Raw genomic sequence first — 20252 nt, 5'->3', positions numbered from 1 at the left:
CATAACCTTACCCATACAGATTTTTCGTGTCCTGAGGTCTGTATGGGTTTTTTTCTTTCTGCGCTAATTTTCAGCGTCTTACCCATTTATCTTACGCTATTGATCTCTCACTCTGGCAGTCATGAAAATTATCACTTACCATGGTGAAAAAGACATTATCTTCCGGGTGACCATTGTTAGCGCTTTATCCATCAAATAAGCTTGAACATCTCAGTTTTCTTCTGTCAACGCTGCTAAATCAGCAACCTGCACCTGTTTTTTGCTCTCAAACTATTCTGGTAGAAAGTCCGGGAATGCAGCATTGGCTGAATATGGCTCTGGCGAAGGAGCAGGGCATCGCAATGAATCTGTCTTTCCCGCTGCCTGTGCGGTTTATGTGGGATACTGCAAGGGCAATCCTGGGTACTGAGGAGGTACCACATCAATCACCCTATCGACGGGAAGTGTTGGTATGGCGAATTGACAAAATTTTACGTCATCCGGATTTTTGTGCAGCACCTGAAAATGAACCTGCTTGTCGTTATTGGCAACACATTGATAGTACCGAAGAAGCCAGTGTGCAGCGCTTGCAGCTTGCCACGGCGGTGGCGGACGTTTTTGAGCAATATCTGTTGTATCGGCCACAGTGGCTGTTTGCCTGGGAAGAGGGGGAGACAACCAATTCTGGTGGTAGTGATGAAGCCTGGCAGAGTTATATATGGCGAATGCTGGTACGGGAAGAGCCTAATCATCCAGCGCGATTGCACCAGCGCGCCATTACTGCCCTCAACGCTGAACAATGCAATGCTACTTTACCGGAAAATGTCGTTGTTTTTGCTATTAATACCATGGCTCCCCAGCTTATTCAGTTTTTGGATGCATTGGCTGCCCATACCAATATTCACTTATTTCATTTAAATCCAAGTGTTAGCTACTGGGGTGACATAAAAAGCCAGAAAGAACAGGCCAAACTTCTTCGGGAAGAGGGTATTGCTAAATGGGCAGAAGCGACACAAGATAATCCCTTGCTGGCTAACCTCGGGCAACAAGGCAGGGATTTATTTAATCTGCTTACACCTTTGTCGAGTTATGAAGTGGCGGCATTTGACGTAGAAGCCCCTGAAGATGACGCTCAGGGCGATACCATTCTGGCGAGATTGCAACGGGATATATTGCACGGTGAAGCACCGGAACCTGCGCAAACCACTATGTCTTCCGACCCTAGTATTTCTGTGATGAGTGCACATACTGAGCTACGGGAAGTGCAGGTATTACACGACCACTTGTTGCGTATGATTGACGCACAGCAGGGCGAACTTAAACCTGCAGACATTGTGGTGATGTGTCCAGCCATAGAACATTATGCACCTTTCATTGATGCCGTTTTTCAGCGGGTTGGTACAGGACAAGGTGAGGGGAAAGATAATCCCAGGTTGCCCTGTTCAATTGCTGACCGTTCTCCACTGGATGCTGACCCTCTGGTTGCTGCGTTTGTACAATTATTGACGTTGCCAGATAGCCGTTTTGAAGTGTCTAAAATTATGGATTATCTGCAATTCGAACCTATCCAGCGCAAATTTGGTATCACGACGTCAGACCTGGAAGTAATGAGTGTCTGGTTACAACGAGCTCATGTTCATTGGGGTAGGGATGACGAGCACAAGTCCGCTACACTCGAACAGCCATCATCAGACTTGTACACCTGGCAGTGGGGGCTGAAAAGATTGTTATTGGGAATGGCATTAAAAGATTCGCCAACTATCACGGAAGGACTGCTAACTGTGCCTGATGTGGAGGGCCAGAGTACTGTAGTACTTGGCAAGCTTATTCATCTTCTGACTCAGTTGTCATATTTCACAATAGAAATGCGTAAAAAACGGACTCCGGAGGCGTGGCAGTTGTTTCTTGAGCAAATGAAAAATGCCTGCTTCGATGTATCTGCTGAAGATCAAACCAGCTGGGACGCTTTGGGCCGTGCCTCTGCAGATTTTGTAAGTCATTGTGCAGAAGCAGGTTTTGAAGATGAATTGACACTCAATCAAGTAAGGGATGTACTGGTAAAGCAGTTTAGTACACCGGATGCGGCGAATCACTTTCTCACCGGCCAAATTACCTTTTGTTCTATGCTCCCCATGCGAAGTATACCTTTTCGGGTGGTATGCATATTAGGGTTGAACGACGGTGAATTTCCCCGTCAGTCTACGCCTATTAGTATTGATTTAATGGCTCAGCAGCCACGAAAACAAGGTGACAGATCCCGTCGCCTGGAAGACAGATACTTGTTCTTAGAAGCTGTGATTTCCGCCCGCGACTATCTCTACTTGAGCTACCAGGGCAGGAATAGTCGGGACAACACAGCAAGAGAACCCAGTTTGGTGTTGGCGGAATTCATGGATGTACTTGCCCAGGGATATGGCGTGTCAGACGACTTTATTCAACAGGCCGCTTTGCACCCTTTTAGCCCTGCTAATTTTTCTGGCTCAGCGCCTGGATTCGATAAAGGATGGTGTCGACTAGCCAAGGCTTTGGGTGAAAACACCATACCCGAGTCTTCTCGTTTTGTTGCCACAGAAGATGATAGCGAATGGCCCGTACTTTCGCCGCAGGCTCTGTCCCGTGCATTCGACCATCCCCTGAAAACCTTTGCTAACCAACGGTTAGGTGTGTGGTTGGAACAACAGCAACCATTACTGCGTGACAATGAGCCTTTCACAGATAACCCGCTGCTGCGTTATCAAGCGGTAAGTGCAATGTCTGAAGCGATGCTCAGTGCTGAGCAGCCCGATACGCTTCGTCGTCATCTGGTTTTGTCCGGTGAGTATCCTGATACCCCTCTGACTCAACAGCGTATGGATGACTGGCAGCATGGAGCCACGTCTTTAGTTAATGCCCTTGGGTTGACCGAATACAGGCAGAAAAAAGTGATCGTGGAAACACCCTTGGGTGACGTTCAGGCTCTCGCCCTGGAAGGTGAGGATTCGCTGTGCTTATTGCATTACGGTAGCCAAAACACCAAACGGTTGCTAGAGCAATACATCACCTTGTTGTGCTTTAATGCGTCGGGTTGTTTGCAGCCCCTTACCGTTTACTTCCTTACATGGGCAAAAAATGAGGCTCAGGTACGCAAACTGCATTTTGAACCCCTACTTGAAGAAATTGCCAGGTCGCGATTGGCCAGTGTTATTGATTTTTATAAAAAGGTTTTATCAATGCCCTTGCCCGGGTTTATGTCTCTTGGGTTTGCATTGTTAAAGAAATATTCTGCGAGTGAGGAAACCCCTTATCCTGATGGGTTTGCAAGGTGGTTAGCCACAGTGGAAGGCGCTGCTGCCTGGCATGCTGAAACAAGTGCCGGCTACATGAAAGAGAGTATTCAGGATGATGTTTATGTCACCTGGTTTTATCCTCAAGGGTTACAGGTTGAAGATTTTCCATCCGACACCGTTGCTGCGCTTCTTATGCCGTTACTGGGCTGTGATAAAGATGAGAAAGTATCATGAGCAGTTTACACAATAGCAGACCACTTGATGTACTGGCTATGCCGCTCAAAGGCAGGCATTTAATTGAGGCCAGTGCCGGGACCGGTAAAACATTTAATATAACCCGGCTGTTTTTACGCTTGCTGTTAGAGAAAAACCTTACCGTTCAGCAAATTCTTATCATGACCTTTACTAAAGCGGCTACGGAAGAGATCAAAGGACGGATAGCAGCTTCATTACGAGAGGCATTGTTTATTTGGAAGACGGTAATGCAGGAAGAATCCGCGTTGCTGCAATTCGATGGGGTATTTCAGGCGCTTTATCAATTAGCGCCAGGAGAGCGCGGGGTGACTGCGCTGCAAGCAGCACTGCTTGAATTGGATGAGGCGTCTGTTTTTACCATTCATGGCTTCTGCAACAAGGTTATAACGGAGATGGCTTTTGACAGCGGCACACCGATGTCAGTTAACCTTGAGACCGACACACGTCATTTTTGGGAGCAGGCCGCTCAGGACTGGATACGAAAAGTTGCTGTGGACTGGGAACAGTACAGCATGCTAATGGAAAAAGGATGGCATATACCCGAGGTGTTTTTGTCCACTTTTTGGCAGGGCTTGCAGAGTGGTCTTGACCCTGTATATCAGAATAGTCAGGCCATTAATGATGAGTTAGAAAACGAGATGGTCGCGTTTGAACAGTCGGCTCAGCAGCAAATGGCAGAAAGATATAAAGATCTCCACAACGCTTACCCTTATATTGCTTCCTGGCTAATTGAACCTAAACCCCCAAAAGAACGGGAGAAGCGAGGAGCCGAGTGGCATGCGCTGTTAGACTGGCTTGCCAGCGCAGAGGTCATTGAGCCTGCAAAACAAGCGCTGAGCTTTTGTCATTCAGCCCGATATTCCAGACACCCGGAAAAAGAGCAACTGAAGAAATTGCTGAAACCTGTAGATGAATTGGCAAAATTCATTAAGAACACACCGACTCTCCTGGCGAAAGTGCGGGATAAAAAGCTCGCCGAGATATCCCGTTATCAATTAATTTGCCAGGGCTTTAGCTTTATTAGACAACATGTAGCCCAGGCCAAACGCAAACTTGGCGTAGTGGATTTCGATGATCTTATCCGGTTGTTGGCCGCACAAGTGAGAAGTGGAAACCTGGCGTTAACCCAAACCCTTCGTCAGCGTTTTCCCGTGGCCCTGATAGATGAGTTTCAAGACACAGATGCTCATCAATACAGCATCTTGTCGGGTATTTATTCTGCTGACACTGACGATACTGCGCTGATGATGATTGGTGATCCCAAGCAAGCCATATACGGCTTCAGGGGCGGAGACATCTTTACCTATCTGGAAGCGGGCAGAGAAGCCGATTATCGCTGGGTAATGGACACCAATTGGCGCTCGGTAGCAAGTATGGTCGATGCCTATAACCGACTCTTTTTTGGTACGCCAATAGATGAAGGAGGTAGGGATGTATTTGGTTTTGATATTCAGTATGAACCGGTAAAGTCGACGCCTCATGCCAAGGCCGCCAAGCAACGCTTTGAAGATAGACAGGAGCGAGGCGCCTTAAACTACGTTGTACAACCTTTGGAAGAGGGAGCTTCTGTGGCTTTCGACCAGGTTGCACGACCGCTGGCAAATTGGTTGAGTCATGAAGTATTACGCCTGCTAAGTGACGCTACGTTAAACGAGCAGCCTCTTATGCCTGCTGATATCGCCATTCTGGTTCGCACAGGCAATGAAGCAAGCGCGGTCAAAGAGGCACTAGCTAAGGTGGGGCTAAGCGCAGTATATCTAAGTGGCAGTACCCCACTTTTTGCATCATCAGAAGCGGCGGATTTATACCGTGTTTTAGACGGTATATGGCACAGTGAACAAGTACAAAGACTATCGGCAGCGCTTACCAGTCCTCTGTTGGGGTACTCTCACGCTGAGATGGTGGCCATGCTGCACAGCGAGGATGATGCCCTGTGGGAGGCATGTATGTTCAGAGTCAACGAACTGCGAACAATGTGGGCAACCCAAGGGTGTATGGCATTGGTGCTTGAACTGGTACGAGAGTATTATACGCCTGTAGATCTCGCGACCGAACGGCATTTAACGAACTATCTTCATTTGGCCGAAGCGCTGGAAAAAACAGCGACAGTCACCCCTCAGCCCGAGCAGCTTTTACTTTGGTTACATCGTCAGATCCACGAACCACAAGGTACTGACGAAATGACCCAGCGCTTGGAAAGTGACGCGCAACTCATACAAATTGTCACACAGCACGGCTCTAAAGGTCTTGAATATCCCGTGGTATTTGTTCCTTTTGCCACTAGCTATCGAAATCCTGTTAAACACGGTAAGCAGGATGCGCCGTTTTATCGCTACTACGACGGTGAATCCAGGCAGCAAGTGCTAAGACTGGATAAAACTACGGATGCGGAAAATCGTATGCGTGACGAGGCCGAAGCCGAGACCATGCGACTACTTTATGTTGCGATTACACGGGCGGCTTATCGATGTTATGTTGGCGTGGGGCCTTTTGAGAATAGTCACCGCTCTGCCATTGCCCGGGCAGTAGGTGTTAATGAGGATTACAATTGGTACGGTAAACTGAGTCTGCTCATGCAGGAAAGTTCACAGCCTCACACCTATTATCTCGACGCCGGGGTGTTGCCTGGTTCTTCCGCTAAACCTGCAGAGCAAACGGCGCCACCGGCTTTACGCGTTGCCACTTTTACGGCAGACATAAAGGATACCTGGCGTTTGTATTCCTTTAGCGCGTTAACCCGTCAGCAATTGTCGGTCAAACATACTCAGCGGGACGAAGAATTTCTTGAAGTCGGCATTGAGTCTGAGCAAACCGCGGATCTTGCATTGCGTTTTTCTCTTGAAAAGGGTGCCAGAGCCGGAAATCTGCTTCATGACATGTTGGAGGTTACCGATTTCACTGCGCCGGACTGGGGATCTTGCCGTGATATGAAAGCGCGATTAACCCTTGATGATGATGAGTATGATGCGCTAACACAGTGGCTTGACGAAGTACTCGAGACAACGTTGGTACCAGGGCTGCAACTTTCTTCTCTTGAAAAGCAACAAACCTTGCGTGAAGCAGAGTTTTATTTTCCCGTGGAGCGAGCTAATTGGTGGCAGCTCAAACGATTATTGACAGCACATCGCAATCAAATATCTGGAGAAGCGGCGTTGCCTGTCCCTAATATTGCCAGGCCTCAACTAGAGGGCATGATGCATGGCTTTATCGATCTCATCTTTGAACACCAGGGCAAATATTATGTGGCAGACTACAAATCCACTCATTTGGGAAACAGCTGTAAGCACTATCATGCTTCTGCGTTGACAACTAATAATCAACAGCATCTGTACGATCTGCAGTATTTACTTTATGCCCTGGCTTTACATCGTTATCTGCGGGTGTCGTTACCTGGGTATGAGCCTGATAGACATTTTGGTGGGGTGTATTATTTGTATCTCAGAGGAATGGCGCCAGAAAATGAAAACGGTGAAGGGGTGAGTTTTGCTCCGGTTCGCGTAGATGAATTACTTGCGCTGGATGAAATCTTTCGCGGCGAAAACAGTGAGATGCAGAAATGAAAACGGTGGATGAAATCAATCTGCAACTGGCGGACATAGAAGCCATTGACGTCTACCTGGCGCAGACGTTGTGTCAGCAAACTGAAACAGATGAGCAGAGCAAAGAACTGGCGTTTTATTTAATCCTGGCTTTGTCCTGGCATTTGCGGCAAGGACATACGTGCCTCGATCTTACAAAAATTGCCGGAATTACTTGGGCTGCAGAAAGAGAAAGTGAAAAATCAGGGTATCGTTTCCCAACACTTGCTGAACTGGAGGCAATAGTCTCTGGTTTGGTGGCCAATAGTGCAGATGTTTCTCCATTGGTATATGAAGCTCAAAAGCTTTATTTGACCCGTTATCAGGCGTTTGAGAACGAAGTGGCAGAAGGCGTAGCCCAACGGCTTAAGACGATTTCGTTTGATGACGAACGTTATGATGCTTTAGCCGGCGTGTGGCCCCATCTATTTAATTGCAGCGCTCAGGAAGACCAAGACTGGCAGCAGATTGCTACAGCGTGTGCTATAACCCGTCAGTTTGCGGTAATTAACGGTGGACCAGGTACGGGAAAAACCTATACGGTGGCACGGTTGTTAATAGCTCTGCAGGCCGCAGCTTTAGCGCCACTGAATATTCGTCTGGCAGCGCCGACGGGCAAAGCTGCTCAGCGGCTGACGGAATCCGTCACTAACAGTTTGGCTGCCATCACTGCTCCTTCTGTAGAGAAATATAAATCTCGTATAAACACTCAAGCCCAAACCCTTCACCGGTTATTGGGAATGCGCCCCATGCAGTTGCAACCTAAATACCACCAGGACAATACCATTAACTGTGATGTATTGATCATTGATGAAGCCTCAATGGTTGATTTAGCGCTTATGGCCAGAGTAATACGAGCCTTGCCCTCTCATGCATATTTGTATCTGGTTGGAGATGTGAACCAGTTACCAGCGGTTGAATCTGGTAACGTACTTGAAGCATTGGCCGGTGAAAGTGAAGAAAGCTCACCTGAAATAACCCGTTCGTTGCATGAACATTTAGTGCGTTTATGTCCACACCTCCCGCCCTTGAGGGTAATGGAACACAGTATTAATACCGTATTTTCTCTCAAAGTGAGTCGGCGTTTCAGCGGTAAACTGGCAGAAGTGGCGGCAGCTATTCGGCAGGGAAATATGGCTGCCCTTGAAGGTGCTGTGTTACCTTGGGATATTTCTTCGAGTCAGTTACTTGATAACGACGGTGTGCATATGATCTCATCAGCGGAGGGAGTAGCGCTTCAAACCCTGGCCAAACAGAGCTTTTCTACATTATTAAACGCCACAACACCTGATGAAGCCCTGGATGCACTCGCAGCATGCAGGTGGCTTACACCTACCCGGCAGGGCAAATATGGTGTGGAAGTATTAAATAGTGCGGTTGAACACGCCTTTTCAAATCAGCGTCTTTTCAGTCAGGCACACTATCACGGCAGACCAATAATGGTAACGGAAAACGACTATACTCAGCGTCTTTTCAATGGTGATACCGGGGTGATTTGGCAGGACGAGGATGGTGTATTACGAGCTTATTTTCAAACCAGTGAATCAACCTTGCGTAAAGTGAGCTTATCGAGATTGCCACAAGTAGAAACTGTTTATGCCATGACGATCCATAAATCCCAGGGCTCTGAATTTAAACAGGTGGTTATTTGGGTCCCTGACGTATCTGGTAAAGCAGGGGGCTTGTTCACCAGAGAGTTGCTTTACACAGGTTTAACCCGTGCCAAAAAAGGATGCCTGCTAGTGGGTAGTACAGCCCGGATTGGTGAAATTCTGGCAGTTAAATCGTCCCGTTTCTCCGGTTTGGCACAGCGCATTGAGAAGAAGTGGCGCCTTACTCACACGTCTGAGAAATAAAACAAACAATCTGATTTGGCTATATCCGGGTGTAAGGCGAGCAGATAGAGCCTGAAAGGCCTGATGACTTTCAGGCTATTGTCGTTGGCGGAGAAAAACGTTTCAACAGGTTCGATCCCCTGGTCGCCGATGACACGGAAATGTTGTAGCTGATTGTGATCTACCCAGCCAATCACATCGCCGGGTGTTAAAATTTTCCTGTCAAAGCTTTGAAGTTCATTCGTCAGCGTACAACTGACGCCAAAAACAGGTCTATCTGCAAATGCCAAATCTGCATTGCGTTTTAGTTCCAGCCTTTTGGCCGATGTAATTATTGAGATGACTTCGCCGGTGATATTTTCCGGGTAGTGTTGCCACATTCTGAGCAACTGACAATAAAAAGTGCTGTGAGCAACGTGAGTGAAACCCGTTGGAAGGTAAACTGATATCACTGGGCAGGAAACCGGCAGGTTGACCATTGCACCAGTTGTCGCCGGGAAGTGCAACATTTCCCGGCAGAAAAAGGATGCCAGCTCCCGGTGTCTGTCAGAATCTCCAGCGCTAACAGCTACTGGATTGGTTGATGCAGGGTTGTCATGAAAGTCTATGACGCAGTCAGGCTGTAGTGTTTCGATAAATTCATATACGTCGTGAGCCCTGTGCATGTTTTGATATAAAAAAGGTTCTCTAAAACAACGGTTTAGATCTCGTTTGCCGGGCAAATAAGCGCGGGAGAACAACGGCTGCCGCCGGGCAGCTTCTACTTCAATTATCATCAGCTTTACACTGTAAGCTGGTATGGTTTTGCTGTGTAGTAGCGTTAATAATGTACCCAGGACACTGGGCTCATTACCGCGGACTAACACACTTATAACCATGCACTTCGAAGCGAGCCCATCGATGTGAAATACCGTGGGGCCGGGCAATGCTTGGACGAGCTCCTGCACTGAGGCTGGTATCTTGGTATTCCATACATTGTAAATATGGTAAAGACCGCCTTCTTTAACACAGTTGTCTGTCAGGGTCGTTTTCATTGTCTGATATCAAGCCTGTTCGCCATGAGATGATAATCAAGCATAATGATTGAGGTTTTAGCTGTGTTGACACAGATCAACGAGACTTTTAACGGAGCTAAATGAAGGAGTTTGTCGCAGGTAAGTTTCCGTTAGACGAGATAATTTGCATCCCGAATACTTTACGGGGTAAGTTTATATGAGATCTGCACACATAATAATAATTCTGGACAAACCGCAGATTTTTCAGTTTTGTTCACTAAAACAACGCTCACTCACGACACAATTTGAAGGAATCTAATTGGAGAACTCACCTTGCGTAAATCCCTAACGGTTATGCTGCTATTGTTTTGCGGCCAAATATGGGCGGCGCTGCCGTCTGTGTCTGAATTTACTCAATCTATGTCTGCCCATGATGGCTACATCCCTTTTTACTACGACGAGTCCAGCGACAAAATTTTCTTGCGCATTAACAAGCTTGATCAACAAATGTTGTTTCTCACCAGCCTGCCACAGGGCGTAGGCTCTAATGATATCGGCCTTGATCGTGGTCAGTTGGGAATTTCTCACGTCATAGCGTTTGAGCGTCATGGCAATAAAGTACTAATGAAAGCCCTTAATACCCGCTATCGTTCCGAGTCCGATAACGCCGCAGAGCAAGCAAGTATTGATGAAGCATTTGCCGATTCTGTGTTGGCAGGATTTGTCATTAAAGCTGCATCTGACGACGAAGTTGTCATCGACTACACACCTTATCTACTCAGCGATGTCCATGGTGTGGGGGAGCGTTTAGCCCGCAGGAAGCAAGGAAGTTACGAAGCAGACCCAGTTCGCTCAGGCATTTTTATGCCGCGCACAAAAGCCTTTCCTAAAAATACAGAGCTAGAATCTATTGTTACCTTTGCTGGTTCGAAGCCCGGCGAATTTGTGCAGCAAGTTACACCGTCGCCTGACAGCATTACCGTTCATTTGCACCACGCTTTTGTTGAATTACCCGACGACAACTATACACCCCGAGCATATCACCCGTATTCCGGTTACTGGAAGAGAGGTTATTTTGATTACGCAACGGCAATTACGGAATCCACAGAAGTTAAATTTATCACCCGTCATCGCTTGTACAAAAAAGACGTGAGTGCTGAGAAAAGTGAACCCGTAGAGCCGATTATTTATTATCTCGATCCGGGTGTGCCTGAGCCAGTCATGAGTGCACTAAAAGACGGTGCATTGTGGTGGAATCAAGCGTTTGAAGCTATTGGTTACGACAACGCGTTTCAGGTAAAAGTCTTGCCTGAAGGTGCTGATCCCATGGATATTCGCTACAACATGATCAATTGGGTTCATCGTGCTACTCGTGGTTGGTCTTACGGCGCTTCCGTGAAAGACCCTCGTACAGGTGAAATTATAAAAGGTAATGTAACCCTGGGTTCCCTGCGTGTCCGTCAGGATTACCTCATTGCGCTGGGGCTTACCAGCCCTTACGATGGCGAGCAAACCACTGACGCACAGCGTGAAATGGCATTGGCTCGTATTCGCCAGCTTTCTGCTCACGAAGTAGGCCATACACTGGGGATCGCGCATAACTTTGCCGCCAGTGAAAACGGTCGCGAGTCAGTCATGGATTATCCTCATCCTAAAATAAGCATCAAGCGTGGCAAAATTGTCCTTGATGATGCCTACGACACAGGAATGGGAGAGTGGGACGTCCATACAGTCGCCTACGGTTATCAGGATTATGGCAGCCCAGAGGCCGAGACAGAAGGCCTTGCTGCACTTATTGCTGAAACCCGTGACACCGGCATTGCATTTAAAAACGACTGGGACACCCGAGCGGCTCATCATCCTTCCAGCAATGGTCATATGTGGGATAACGGCAAGGATCCATTGGATGCTTTCGATGAAATGGTGAGTATTCGTAGTCTGGCTCTGGAGCAGTTTGGATTAAACAGTATTGCTTCCGGGGCGAGTTTGTCGTCGTTGGAAGATACCCTTGTACCGGTTTATTTATTGCACCGTTATCAGTTGGAAGCGGTGGCCAAGCAAGTGGGTGGCCTGGTATATGAATATGAGAGGAAAGGTGATTACCCAACGCCAAAAGGCGTTGAACCCGTAGCCGGTAAGTACCAGAAGCGGGCGGTGAAACAACTCTTGCAATCCACATCGCCGGCTTTTTTGAGGTTTCCTGAAGAGCTGCTGCACTTAATTCCCCCTACTGCGTTTGGCGATGATATTACCCGCGAGCAATTCAATAGCCGCATGGGATTGGCTTTCGACCCTGTCAGTGCTGCGGAGGCTGCAGCGAATTTCAGTTTTACCTTGTTGTTGCATCCCGAAAGATTAAATCGGTTGATGTGGCAAACTACCCAGGTAAGGGAAATATTATCACCCGGTGATGTTGCTGAACGGATTTTTTCCCAACACTGGTATGAGAAAAAGCAGGCTGACTACGGTCTTAATGTCAGATTAAAGCTGGTAGCGTTAAATGCAGTTATGACAGCTGTCACCGCTGATGGGTTGGCCCCTGAAGCAAAACTGTCAATTGACAGCACGTTACTAAAATTCAGTGATTGGCTTGATGACCAAAGAAAACTTCCCGGTGCCAAGGTGCTTCATGAGCAGCTTGAACGCTACTTTGAAACAGGCGAGTGGGTAGGTGGTTTCGAACCTAAGTCGCTGCCTCCCGGTTCACCCATTTAGTCGTCAAAAAAGGTCGCGAAGTTGCGACCTTTTTTCTTTATCAAATTTCGGTATACCCGGTGAAAACTTTGTAGAGCTGAGTGCCACTGAGCACGGATGCAGATGGGAAGTGCAGCATGGGAATAAGGTCGCAGGGAGCAGTGATCTCGAAACTAGCCGCTTCGTTGTCTAACTCATCGATATTTAAAACCCGAGCCATCACTTGCCCTTTTTTCACTACGTCACCTGGTTTCGCACAGTACTCCACCATACCTCCCCAATCGGTATAAAGCGTCTTGTAATTGTGTAAGGGTACGCCAAGGCGAGTCATTTCTTTTGGTACATGGGTACTTTCAGGCAAGCTACCTCGGGCAGTCAGGAAACATAAAATACTGGCTGCATCTACTTCTCCGTCGGAAAATTTAATGACTTCCTGACTGCCCATCTCCAGGGTAACGCCCACAACATCGAAGTTATAGGGCTTTGCGAAACGTTTCACCAGGTGTTCCTGCAAAGTCCACCACGGGCAGAACGTGGCTTCATCCAAGGCGCCAGAGAATACATTTGGAATAAATATACAATGGGGAAAGTTGAACTGACGAGCGGCAGATCTGGCGTATTCAGGAATGTAAATATGTCTGGTTGACACCGGCCCGTTGTGTAAATCGAGTACGGCATCAGCAGATACAGCCAGGCGTTGTAGCTTGAGGTTGAGCTGTTGTGCCAGTCCAAGCCCCCAGGGCGAGGACAGCTTTTCTTCAATACACGCTGCCCAGTAAGCGCGAAACTGCTGCCTGATTTCATCAATGCTGTCTTCAGGGCGGACAGTGTTGGCAAAGTCTTTTACTTTTTCGGCGTCGAAGAAATAACCTCGATTCCAGTTCGTACCGTTTACCGGGTCAAAACGGCCCAGCGTGTATTCACCTGCTTTAATGTTAGTCCCGACGGGGTTGCAGTTAGGTACCAAAATGATTTCGCCAGCTATCACTTGCTTCTGCAACGCCTGGATTAAATGATAAATTACAACGTTGCCTTGTACCTCTGCCCCGTGGATGGAGCTTTGAATATAGATCGTTGGGCCGGGCAGGTCGCCTTTAATTTTATAAACAGGCACATTCATGCTTCGGCCGGATGCATTTTGCGCCACCACCATGTGGGATTTTGTTAGTGTTGTCATAATTATTTAGCTGGTTTTGGTTGGCACACCTGACAGTGTGCGTTGCAAGAAATGTTAAAGCTGTGCCATTGGGAGTGCAGGCCGTCGAATACGGTAAGCTTGCCGGCGGGTAAGGTGCCGAAGCCGGTAATAAGCTGTAATACCAGTTGAGCCTGACTTACGCCAATTAAAGACACCACCGGCGATAATATGCCAGCTTCAGTGCAACTTAGCTCAGTTTGGGTAAAACTTTGCTCAAGACAGCCGTAACACGGGGAGCCGGTATGTGGCACACTGACAAATAACTGGCCTTCAAAACGAATTGCAGCACCGCTTACAAGAGGAGTGTTCGTTTGCCAGCTAACAGCATTGTTGATTCTTCTTGCTGGGAGGTTGTCAGTACAGTCTACGATCACATGGTGTGATTCAGCCACTGTTTGCAAAGCGTCTTCTGATAAGCGTTTGTCAATGGTGCAAACATGGCACTCAGGGTTTATGGTGGCCAGCTTTGCTTTTGCAGCGATAACTTTCGCCATGCCACACTGTTCCTCAGAATACAGCAACTGCCGGGGCAAATTAGTAACACTGACGATGTCATCGTCTACCAGAGTAAGGTGACCAACGCCGCTGCCACAGAGACTCTGCGCCACTGCAGTACCCAAACCGCCCATGCCAATAATTAAAACCCTGGCCTGGCAAATTTTTTCCTGACCATCAAGGTCTATTTGTGGCAGAACTATCTGCCGGTTATATCGCATTGCTTGAGTATGCGTTAGTGTATCTGGCATAGTATGAGGCACGTAAACAGCGTAATGGCTCTTGGCGAGCAAAAGAGACAATAATATTACGTGTAACATACCATAAATAAAGCGATTCGCCGCGTTTGATTTTATTCTCAGGAAACACCATGCCATCTTCAGTTGTAGCTTTAAATATTGCCGTATTAACCATTTCTGACACCCGCACACTAGAAGAAGACAAGTCTGGGGATTATCTGGTCAGTGCGTTGGCGGAAAGTGGCCATAATCTTGCAGACCGAACATTGGTAAAAGACGATATTTATGATCAACGGGCTATTGTATCTGCCTGGATAGCAAGAAAAGACGTTCACGCAATATTGATTACCGGTGGCACAGGTTTTACCCACAGAGACTCGACGCCTGAAGCAATTTCTGTATTGTTTGATAAAACCGTGGACGGTTTTGGCGAGTTGTTTCGCCATATTAGTTATCAGGAAATTGGTACATCGACCATTCAATCCCGTGCTATTGCAGGGTTTGCTAATCACACTGCTATATTTTGTCTGCCTGGCAGCACAGGGGCGTGTAAAACAGCGTGGGAGGGGATTATCCGCTCTCAGTTAGACGCCAACTTTCGGCCTTGTAACTTCGTCAAACACCTTACAGGAGAATTGTAATGGCGACCTTTAGTCACTTAAACGAACAAGGCGATGCTAACATGGTGGATGTGTCGGATAAGCGTGACACTCATCGCGTTGCCTTAGCGGAAGGATTTATCAAGGTTTCTGATGCTGTGCTAAGTGCGATTTCCAGTGAAACCGTGATGAAAGGTGATGTGTTCGCTGTTGCTCGCGTTGCCGGGATTCAGGGGGCAAAGCGCTGTTCTGATCTGATTCCATTGTGCCACCCATTACCCTTAACAAAAGTCGATATTCAATTTGAAGTACAAGCAGAAGACAGCCGCATAAAAGTAACTTGTTTGTGTAAAGTATCTGGCAAAACTGGCGTTGAGATGGAAGCATTGACAGGGGTAAACGTGACCTTGTTAACACTGTTTGATATGTGTAAAGCCATTGACCCGGCTATGAGCATAGAAAATGTTCGGGTTGTCAGAAAAGAAGGTGGCAAAAAAGGCTTGTGGCAAGCAGAGGTGTTAGATTGATTAGAATTAAAGCATTTGCTCAGGTCAGGGAAGTGACTGGTGAAGAAGAGTTTGCTTTGTCGCTTCAGACGCCGACAACAACCGTTGCTGATATCAAAAAAATACTGTGCGAGCGTTCTTCACGCTGGCGTGAGGCACTTGATGCGGGCGTACTTTGTGCAGTAGAACAGACCATCTGTGATGACAGCGCATTGGTAGCAGATGGGAATGAGGTGGCGTTCTTTCCACCTGTTACGGGAGGCTGAATGTTCGTCGAAGTTTGTCAACACGCCATTGATACCGGCGAATATCAGCACCGACTCCAGGACCATAGCAATAACGCCGGTGCCATAGTGACGTTTTGCGGTTTAGTCAGAGACTTTAATCATGCTGGGCCTATAGAAGGAATTTTCCTGGAGCATTACCCTGGCATGACAGAAAAAGCACTTAACAAACTGCTTTCAATGGCGTTTGAGCGCTTTGGTTTGTTGGATGCAGGCATTGTGCACAGGGTTGGCGCTATTGCCAATCACGAGGTGATTGTTTGGGTAGGGACCAGTGCTTACCATCGACACGCGGCATTCGATGGGGCAAGCTATGTTATGGATATGCTAAAACAATCGGTGCCTCTGTGGAAGAAAGAATATCAGGCTGGTAACGCTGTTTGGGTTGATAAGAAGCACACAGATGATCTGGCAGCATTGAAATGGATGCAAGCAGAGTCAGGCTCAGGGGAGTAGTGTTGAGTGAAGTGGAAAAACAGGGCGTACGCGGTGATAACGTGTTTGTTGGTTTTATTTTTTCAACCTGTGCTTGGGGCATCGACACAAAATACAGTGCATATCGCTGTGGCAGCCAATTTTGCGCAGCCTTTAAAAGCGTTGGCAGAAGAATTTCAAAACAAAACTAACATCAAGCCTGTCATCACTGTTGGTTCAAGTGGTGCGCTCTATGCGCAAATTATTCACGGCGCTCCCTTCGATGTTTTTCTGTCTGCAGATACTGCTCGCCCCGAAGCCTTGGTAAATAATAACAAGGCAGACAGGCAGAACCTCAAGCCTTATGCCAAAGGTAAACTGGCACTGGTTTATCACGGTACTAAGGTTTCCACCGTTGCAGATTTTTTTAAGCACAATGATTCTGCTGTTGTTGCCTTAGCAAACCCGAGGTTGGCGCCTTACGGCAGTGCTGCACAATCGGTTATTAATCAGTTTGACGCAAACAAAAAGCGCAGGTTTGTAAGAGGGCAAAACGTGTTGCAGGCCATGCAGTATTTTCAGACCGCGCACGTTGATGCCGCTTTTGTTTCCCGGTCTTTGGCCATGCAATCTGACGCTAATTACCTCATTCCCCCTCCTCATTGGTATGCGCCAATTGTGCAGTCGATGGTTATTGTAAAAGGGGCTGATCACCCCTATGCAGCAAGGCGGTTTATGCAGTTCCTACTGTCTAATGATGTGCAATCCAGATTAAAAAAATGGGGATATGGCGCGGTAATAAAACAGCAGGGGGTTTACGTTGGACACTGATCTTTCGGCTATTTGGCTAACCGCAAAACTCGCCGCGATAACCAGCGTTGTTTTGATGATCATTGGCGTACCGCTTGCCTGGAAGCTTTCCCGCTGGAAGCACAAGGCAAAACACTGGGTGTTAGCGGTGGTTGCTTTGCCCTTAGTTCTACCGCCCACTGTTTTGGGGTTTTATTTGCTTGTTGTTTTTTCTCCAAATGCCATTGGTGGACAACTATGGCATGCCATAGTGGGCGAACAACTGGCATTTTCTTTTGCAGGTCTTGTCGCAGGTTCTGTGGTTTACTCTTTGCCCTTTGCAGTACAGCCACTCTACGCCAGTTTCATTCAACTGGACAGTCGTTACATAGATGTGGCGAGAACCTTGGGTATGTCAAGGTGGTCCTGTTTCAGGCGAATAATAATGCCCATTTGTAAACCGGCATTTGTAGTTGCGTTGGGACTTAGCTTTGCTCACACGGTGGGTGAATTTGGTGTGGTGTTGATGATAGGCGGTAATATTCCTGGAGAAACACAGGTGTTGTCCATTGCATTGTTCGAGCATGTTGAAGCACTTGACTACCCGCGAGCCCACTTGCTGGCCTTTGGTTTGTTAGTCTTCTCTTTTTTCATGATGGGCCTGATGTATCGCTTTAACCGCAATGGAGTGTCTTCATGGAAGTCTTAGTTAAAGCGGGTTTACCCGGTATTGACCTTCATGCCAGTATCTCGTTGCCCGAAAAAGCGAGTTTTGTTGGCATGAGTGGCCCTTCCGGGGCGGGGAAATCTTCCTTTCTCCGATGTCTGGCTGGATTGAACAAGCGAGCCAGTGTTAGCGGCCAGTGGGGTTTTCAGCTATCAGGTGATGTCAGAGTGGGGCTGGTATTTCAAGACAGCTTGCTGTTCCCCCACTTGTCGGTGGGACAAAACCTCCTTTTGGCTGCAGATTTTGCCCGCAAGCAAACATACCATTTTGATGAAGTGGTACTGGGCTGTCAGTGTAACCACCTGATGACACGGATGCCTGACGCTCTATCAGGGGGAGAGGCTCAGCGCGTTGCGATTGCCCGAGCCTTGTTAAATTCCCCTGACATTCTGCTGTTGGACGAACCTGTAAGTGCTATGGACAGCAAATTAAAACACGCAGTTTTGCGTTACTTATCTTCTTTAGCGGGAAAAGGACTGCGAGTGCTTATGGTTTCCCACGACTTAAGAGAACTTGCATTGTATTGTGACTATATGGCGTGGTTAGAAAGTGCGAGCATCATCCACCAAGGGCCGTCGGGAGAGGTCATTGCTGCGATTACAGAAGAAGTCACTGAATTTGAAACCCCATTTTCTGTACTGACAGGGCGACTATCGGCCGAACTTACCGGGCATGCATGTTATGAGATCAGTTGTGAAAATTATCTTATTTATGCTCGCAACCCACATATTGAAGGAGATAAAGCCACATTAACCGTGGATGCCAGAGACGTAAGTGTCGACCGGGAAGCGGCATTAGCATCTTCCATTGTGAACAGTATTCCCTGCAGTGTGGAGCAGATATCAGAACCCCGGGATGGGCAAGTTATGCTGACATTGAAAGCTGGTCATCAGCGCTTATTTGCGCAAATAAGCCAGCTCTCTCAGGACAGATTGGGCTTCACGCCGGGGGAAAGGGTCACAGCCAGGTTTAAACTTCGCTGATTAAATAACCCGTGAATAGCGATGAAGGTTGCTCTTTTGTGCCAAATAGGCATCAAATGTCATCGCAATCACCCGAATGAATAGACGAGCGCTGGGTTTAACGTAGATACTACCGGTACATAGTGTAATCATTTTGTCGTCAATGAATGTCTGTAAAGCGGTTAATTCCTTTTCAAAATAATACGCAAAACAGATAGAAAATCGCTTTTCAACTTCGTCAGTATCAATCCGTAAATTACACATCAGTTCTTGAATAACATAGCGCCTTATTATGTCATCACGAGAGAGGAAACAACCGTGATCCTGAGTTGGTTCTCCGTAGTCCAACTTGCTGTAATAGTCATTAAGGGTCTTTGGGTTTTGCAGGTAAGCGGGACCAACTGCGCTGATGGATGACACGCCCAAGCCCAATAAATTCAAGTCTCCCATAGTGGTGTACCCCTGGAAATTGCGGTGCAATTCACCCGCTTGCTGTGCTTGGGCAAGCTCGTCATTGGGCAGGGCAAAGTGATCCATGCCAATGAGTTCGTAACCCTCACGACATAAAACCTCCATGGCCAGTTTCATCAGCGCTGTTTTGTTATGTGCCTGAGGCAGCCAAGCATCGTTAATCTTTCTTTGTGCAGCAAACCGCGAAGGCAAGTGTGCGTAACTAAACAGAGATACGCGGTGTGGACGCATCTTGAGGACTTGATCTAAGGTATCGTTGAACGTGGCAACAGTTTGATGTGGCAAGCCGTAGATTAAATCCAGGTTTACAGATGTCATGCCCATCTGTTTAGCATCACTTACCAGCGATGCTATATGTGACGTTTCTTGCACGCGATTAATAGCTTGCTGTACTTTTTTACTGGTGTCTTGAACGCCGATGCTCAGGCGATTAAACCCCAGTTTTTTTAAACCGCTAAGGTATTCTGACGTTACACCTCTGGGGTCAATTTCAATACTTTTTTGTACCGCTGGATGTAACGTAAAATGGTTTGTCAGTAGCGTCATCAAACGATTCTGTTGGGCTAAAGTAAGAAAACTTGGCGACCCTCCTCCCAAGTGAATCTGTTTCAAAGGTGAAGCTTTAGCGCAGGCGGGAAGCTGTTTAATTTCTTTTTCCAGATAGTCGAGGTAACGGTCTGCTTTTTCCTGATGTCGGGTCACAATTTTATTGCAACCGCAGTAGTAGCAAAGCTGATGGCAAAATGGAATGTGAATATACAATGACAATGGCTGTAACCGGGATTGATCAAATGCAGCTTCGAGGGGATTTTGTTGCGGCAGTGAAGTGAACTCCAATGCGGTGGGATAGGATGTGTAACGGGGGCCGTTAATATTATACTTACTTAACAGTGGTTCGTTGAACAGACTTTGTACAGACATTGAGAGCACTCGACGTTAAATTGATAACGCAAAGTGTATAGAGGA

The 20252-nt window shown here is 47.3% G+C and carries 15 protein-coding genes; 11 read left to right on the top strand and 4 right to left on the bottom strand.

What is annotated here, in order from left to right; all coding sequences use genetic code 11:
* Positions 1 to 173: 173 nt before the first annotated feature.
* The 3 genes from recC to recD are packed head-to-tail and all read left to right on the top strand — an operon-like array spanning position 174 to position 8934.
* Positions 174 to 3479: an exodeoxyribonuclease V subunit gamma gene (recC, locus tag ACXACM_RS14725; RefSeq protein WP_474822652.1), complete on the top strand. Its 3306-nt coding sequence runs from the start codon at positions 174 to 176 to the stop codon at positions 3477 to 3479.
* Entirely contained in the window at positions 3476 to 7060 is a 3585-nt protein-coding gene (gene recB / locus ACXACM_RS14720) for an exodeoxyribonuclease V subunit beta (RefSeq protein ID WP_474822651.1), read from the top strand. The genes recC and recB overlap by 4 nt, the downstream gene beginning before the upstream one ends.
* On the top strand, positions 7057 to 8934 hold the full coding sequence (gene recD, locus ACXACM_RS14715; protein WP_474822649.1) for an exodeoxyribonuclease V subunit alpha: 1878 nt from the start codon (positions 7057 to 7059) through the stop codon (positions 8932 to 8934). The genes recB and recD overlap by 4 nt, the downstream gene beginning before the upstream one ends.
* Here recD and ACXACM_RS14710 read toward each other — a convergent pair.
* Positions 8916 to 9947, bottom strand: a complete 1032-nt coding sequence (locus ACXACM_RS14710; RefSeq protein ID WP_474822648.1) for a M14 family metallopeptidase — start codon at positions 9945 to 9947, stop codon at positions 8916 to 8918. The two genes, recD and ACXACM_RS14710, sit on opposite strands and share 19 nt — an antisense overlap.
* Before the next feature lie 315 nt (positions 9948 to 10262).
* Here ACXACM_RS14710 and ACXACM_RS14705 point away from each other — a divergent pair, with 315 nt between their 5' ends.
* Positions 10263 to 12623, top strand: coding sequence for a zinc-dependent metalloprotease (locus tag ACXACM_RS14705; protein WP_474824372.1), 2361 nt, complete (start codon positions 10263 to 10265; stop codon positions 12621 to 12623).
* A 40-nt stretch (positions 12624 to 12663) separates the two neighbouring features.
* Here ACXACM_RS14705 and ACXACM_RS14700 read toward each other — a convergent pair whose 3' ends face one another.
* Both ACXACM_RS14700 and ACXACM_RS14695 read right to left on the bottom strand, forming a co-directional pair.
* Positions 12664 to 13782: a M14 family metallopeptidase gene (locus ACXACM_RS14700; protein ID WP_474824370.1), complete on the bottom strand. Its 1119-nt coding sequence runs from the start codon at positions 13780 to 13782 to the stop codon at positions 12664 to 12666.
* Entirely contained in the window at positions 13782 to 14546 is a 765-nt protein-coding gene (locus tag ACXACM_RS14695) for a HesA/MoeB/ThiF family protein (protein ID WP_474822647.1), read from the bottom strand. The genes ACXACM_RS14700 and ACXACM_RS14695 overlap by 1 nt, the downstream gene beginning before the upstream one ends.
* Before the next feature lie 119 nt (positions 14547 to 14665).
* On the opposite strand from ACXACM_RS14695, the gene moaB reads away from it, so the two are divergent.
* From moaB to ACXACM_RS14660, 7 genes are read left to right on the top strand one after another with little or no spacing between them, the layout of a single operon-like run.
* Positions 14666 to 15175, top strand: coding sequence for a molybdenum cofactor biosynthesis protein B (moaB, locus tag ACXACM_RS14690; protein ID WP_474822645.1), 510 nt, complete (start codon positions 14666 to 14668; stop codon positions 15173 to 15175).
* Positions 15175 to 15660, top strand: a complete 486-nt coding sequence (gene moaC / locus ACXACM_RS14685; protein WP_474822644.1) for a cyclic pyranopterin monophosphate synthase MoaC — start codon at positions 15175 to 15177, stop codon at positions 15658 to 15660. The genes moaB and moaC overlap by 1 nt, the downstream gene beginning before the upstream one ends.
* Positions 15657 to 15905 carry a MoaD/ThiS family protein gene (locus ACXACM_RS14680; RefSeq protein ID WP_474822643.1) on the top strand — a complete coding sequence of 83 codons (249 nt, stop codon included), beginning with the start codon at positions 15657 to 15659 and terminating at the stop codon, positions 15903 to 15905. Before moaC ends, ACXACM_RS14680 begins: the two co-directional genes overlap by 4 nt.
* Positions 15906 to 16379, top strand: a complete 474-nt coding sequence (locus ACXACM_RS14675; protein WP_474822641.1) for a molybdenum cofactor biosynthesis protein MoaE — start codon at positions 15906 to 15908, stop codon at positions 16377 to 16379.
* A gap of 6 nt (positions 16380 to 16385) precedes the next feature.
* Entirely contained in the window at positions 16386 to 17168 is a 783-nt protein-coding gene (gene modA, locus ACXACM_RS14670) for a molybdate ABC transporter substrate-binding protein (RefSeq protein ID WP_474822640.1), read from the top strand.
* Positions 17158 to 17835 carry a molybdate ABC transporter permease subunit gene (gene modB / locus ACXACM_RS14665; RefSeq protein WP_474822639.1) on the top strand — a complete coding sequence of 226 codons (678 nt, stop codon included), beginning with the start codon at positions 17158 to 17160 and terminating at the stop codon, positions 17833 to 17835. Before modA ends, modB begins: the two co-directional genes overlap by 11 nt.
* The gene (locus ACXACM_RS14660) at positions 17823 to 18836 is read left to right on the top strand and encodes an ATP-binding cassette domain-containing protein (protein ID WP_474822637.1); all 1014 of its coding nucleotides are present in this window, start codon (positions 17823 to 17825) and stop codon (positions 18834 to 18836) included. Before modB ends, ACXACM_RS14660 begins: the two co-directional genes overlap by 13 nt.
* On the opposite strand, the gene hemN is transcribed toward ACXACM_RS14660, so the two are convergent.
* Entirely contained in the window at positions 18837 to 20207 is a 1371-nt protein-coding gene (gene hemN / locus ACXACM_RS14655; RefSeq protein WP_474822636.1) for an oxygen-independent coproporphyrinogen III oxidase, read from the bottom strand. It lies immediately after the preceding gene.
* Positions 20208 to 20252: the final 45 nt, after the last annotated feature.

The sequence above is a fragment of the Alteromonas sp. AWQ4_252 genome (genome assembly GCF_056158205.1).
This window is presented reverse-complemented; position numbering and strand designations above follow the sequence as displayed.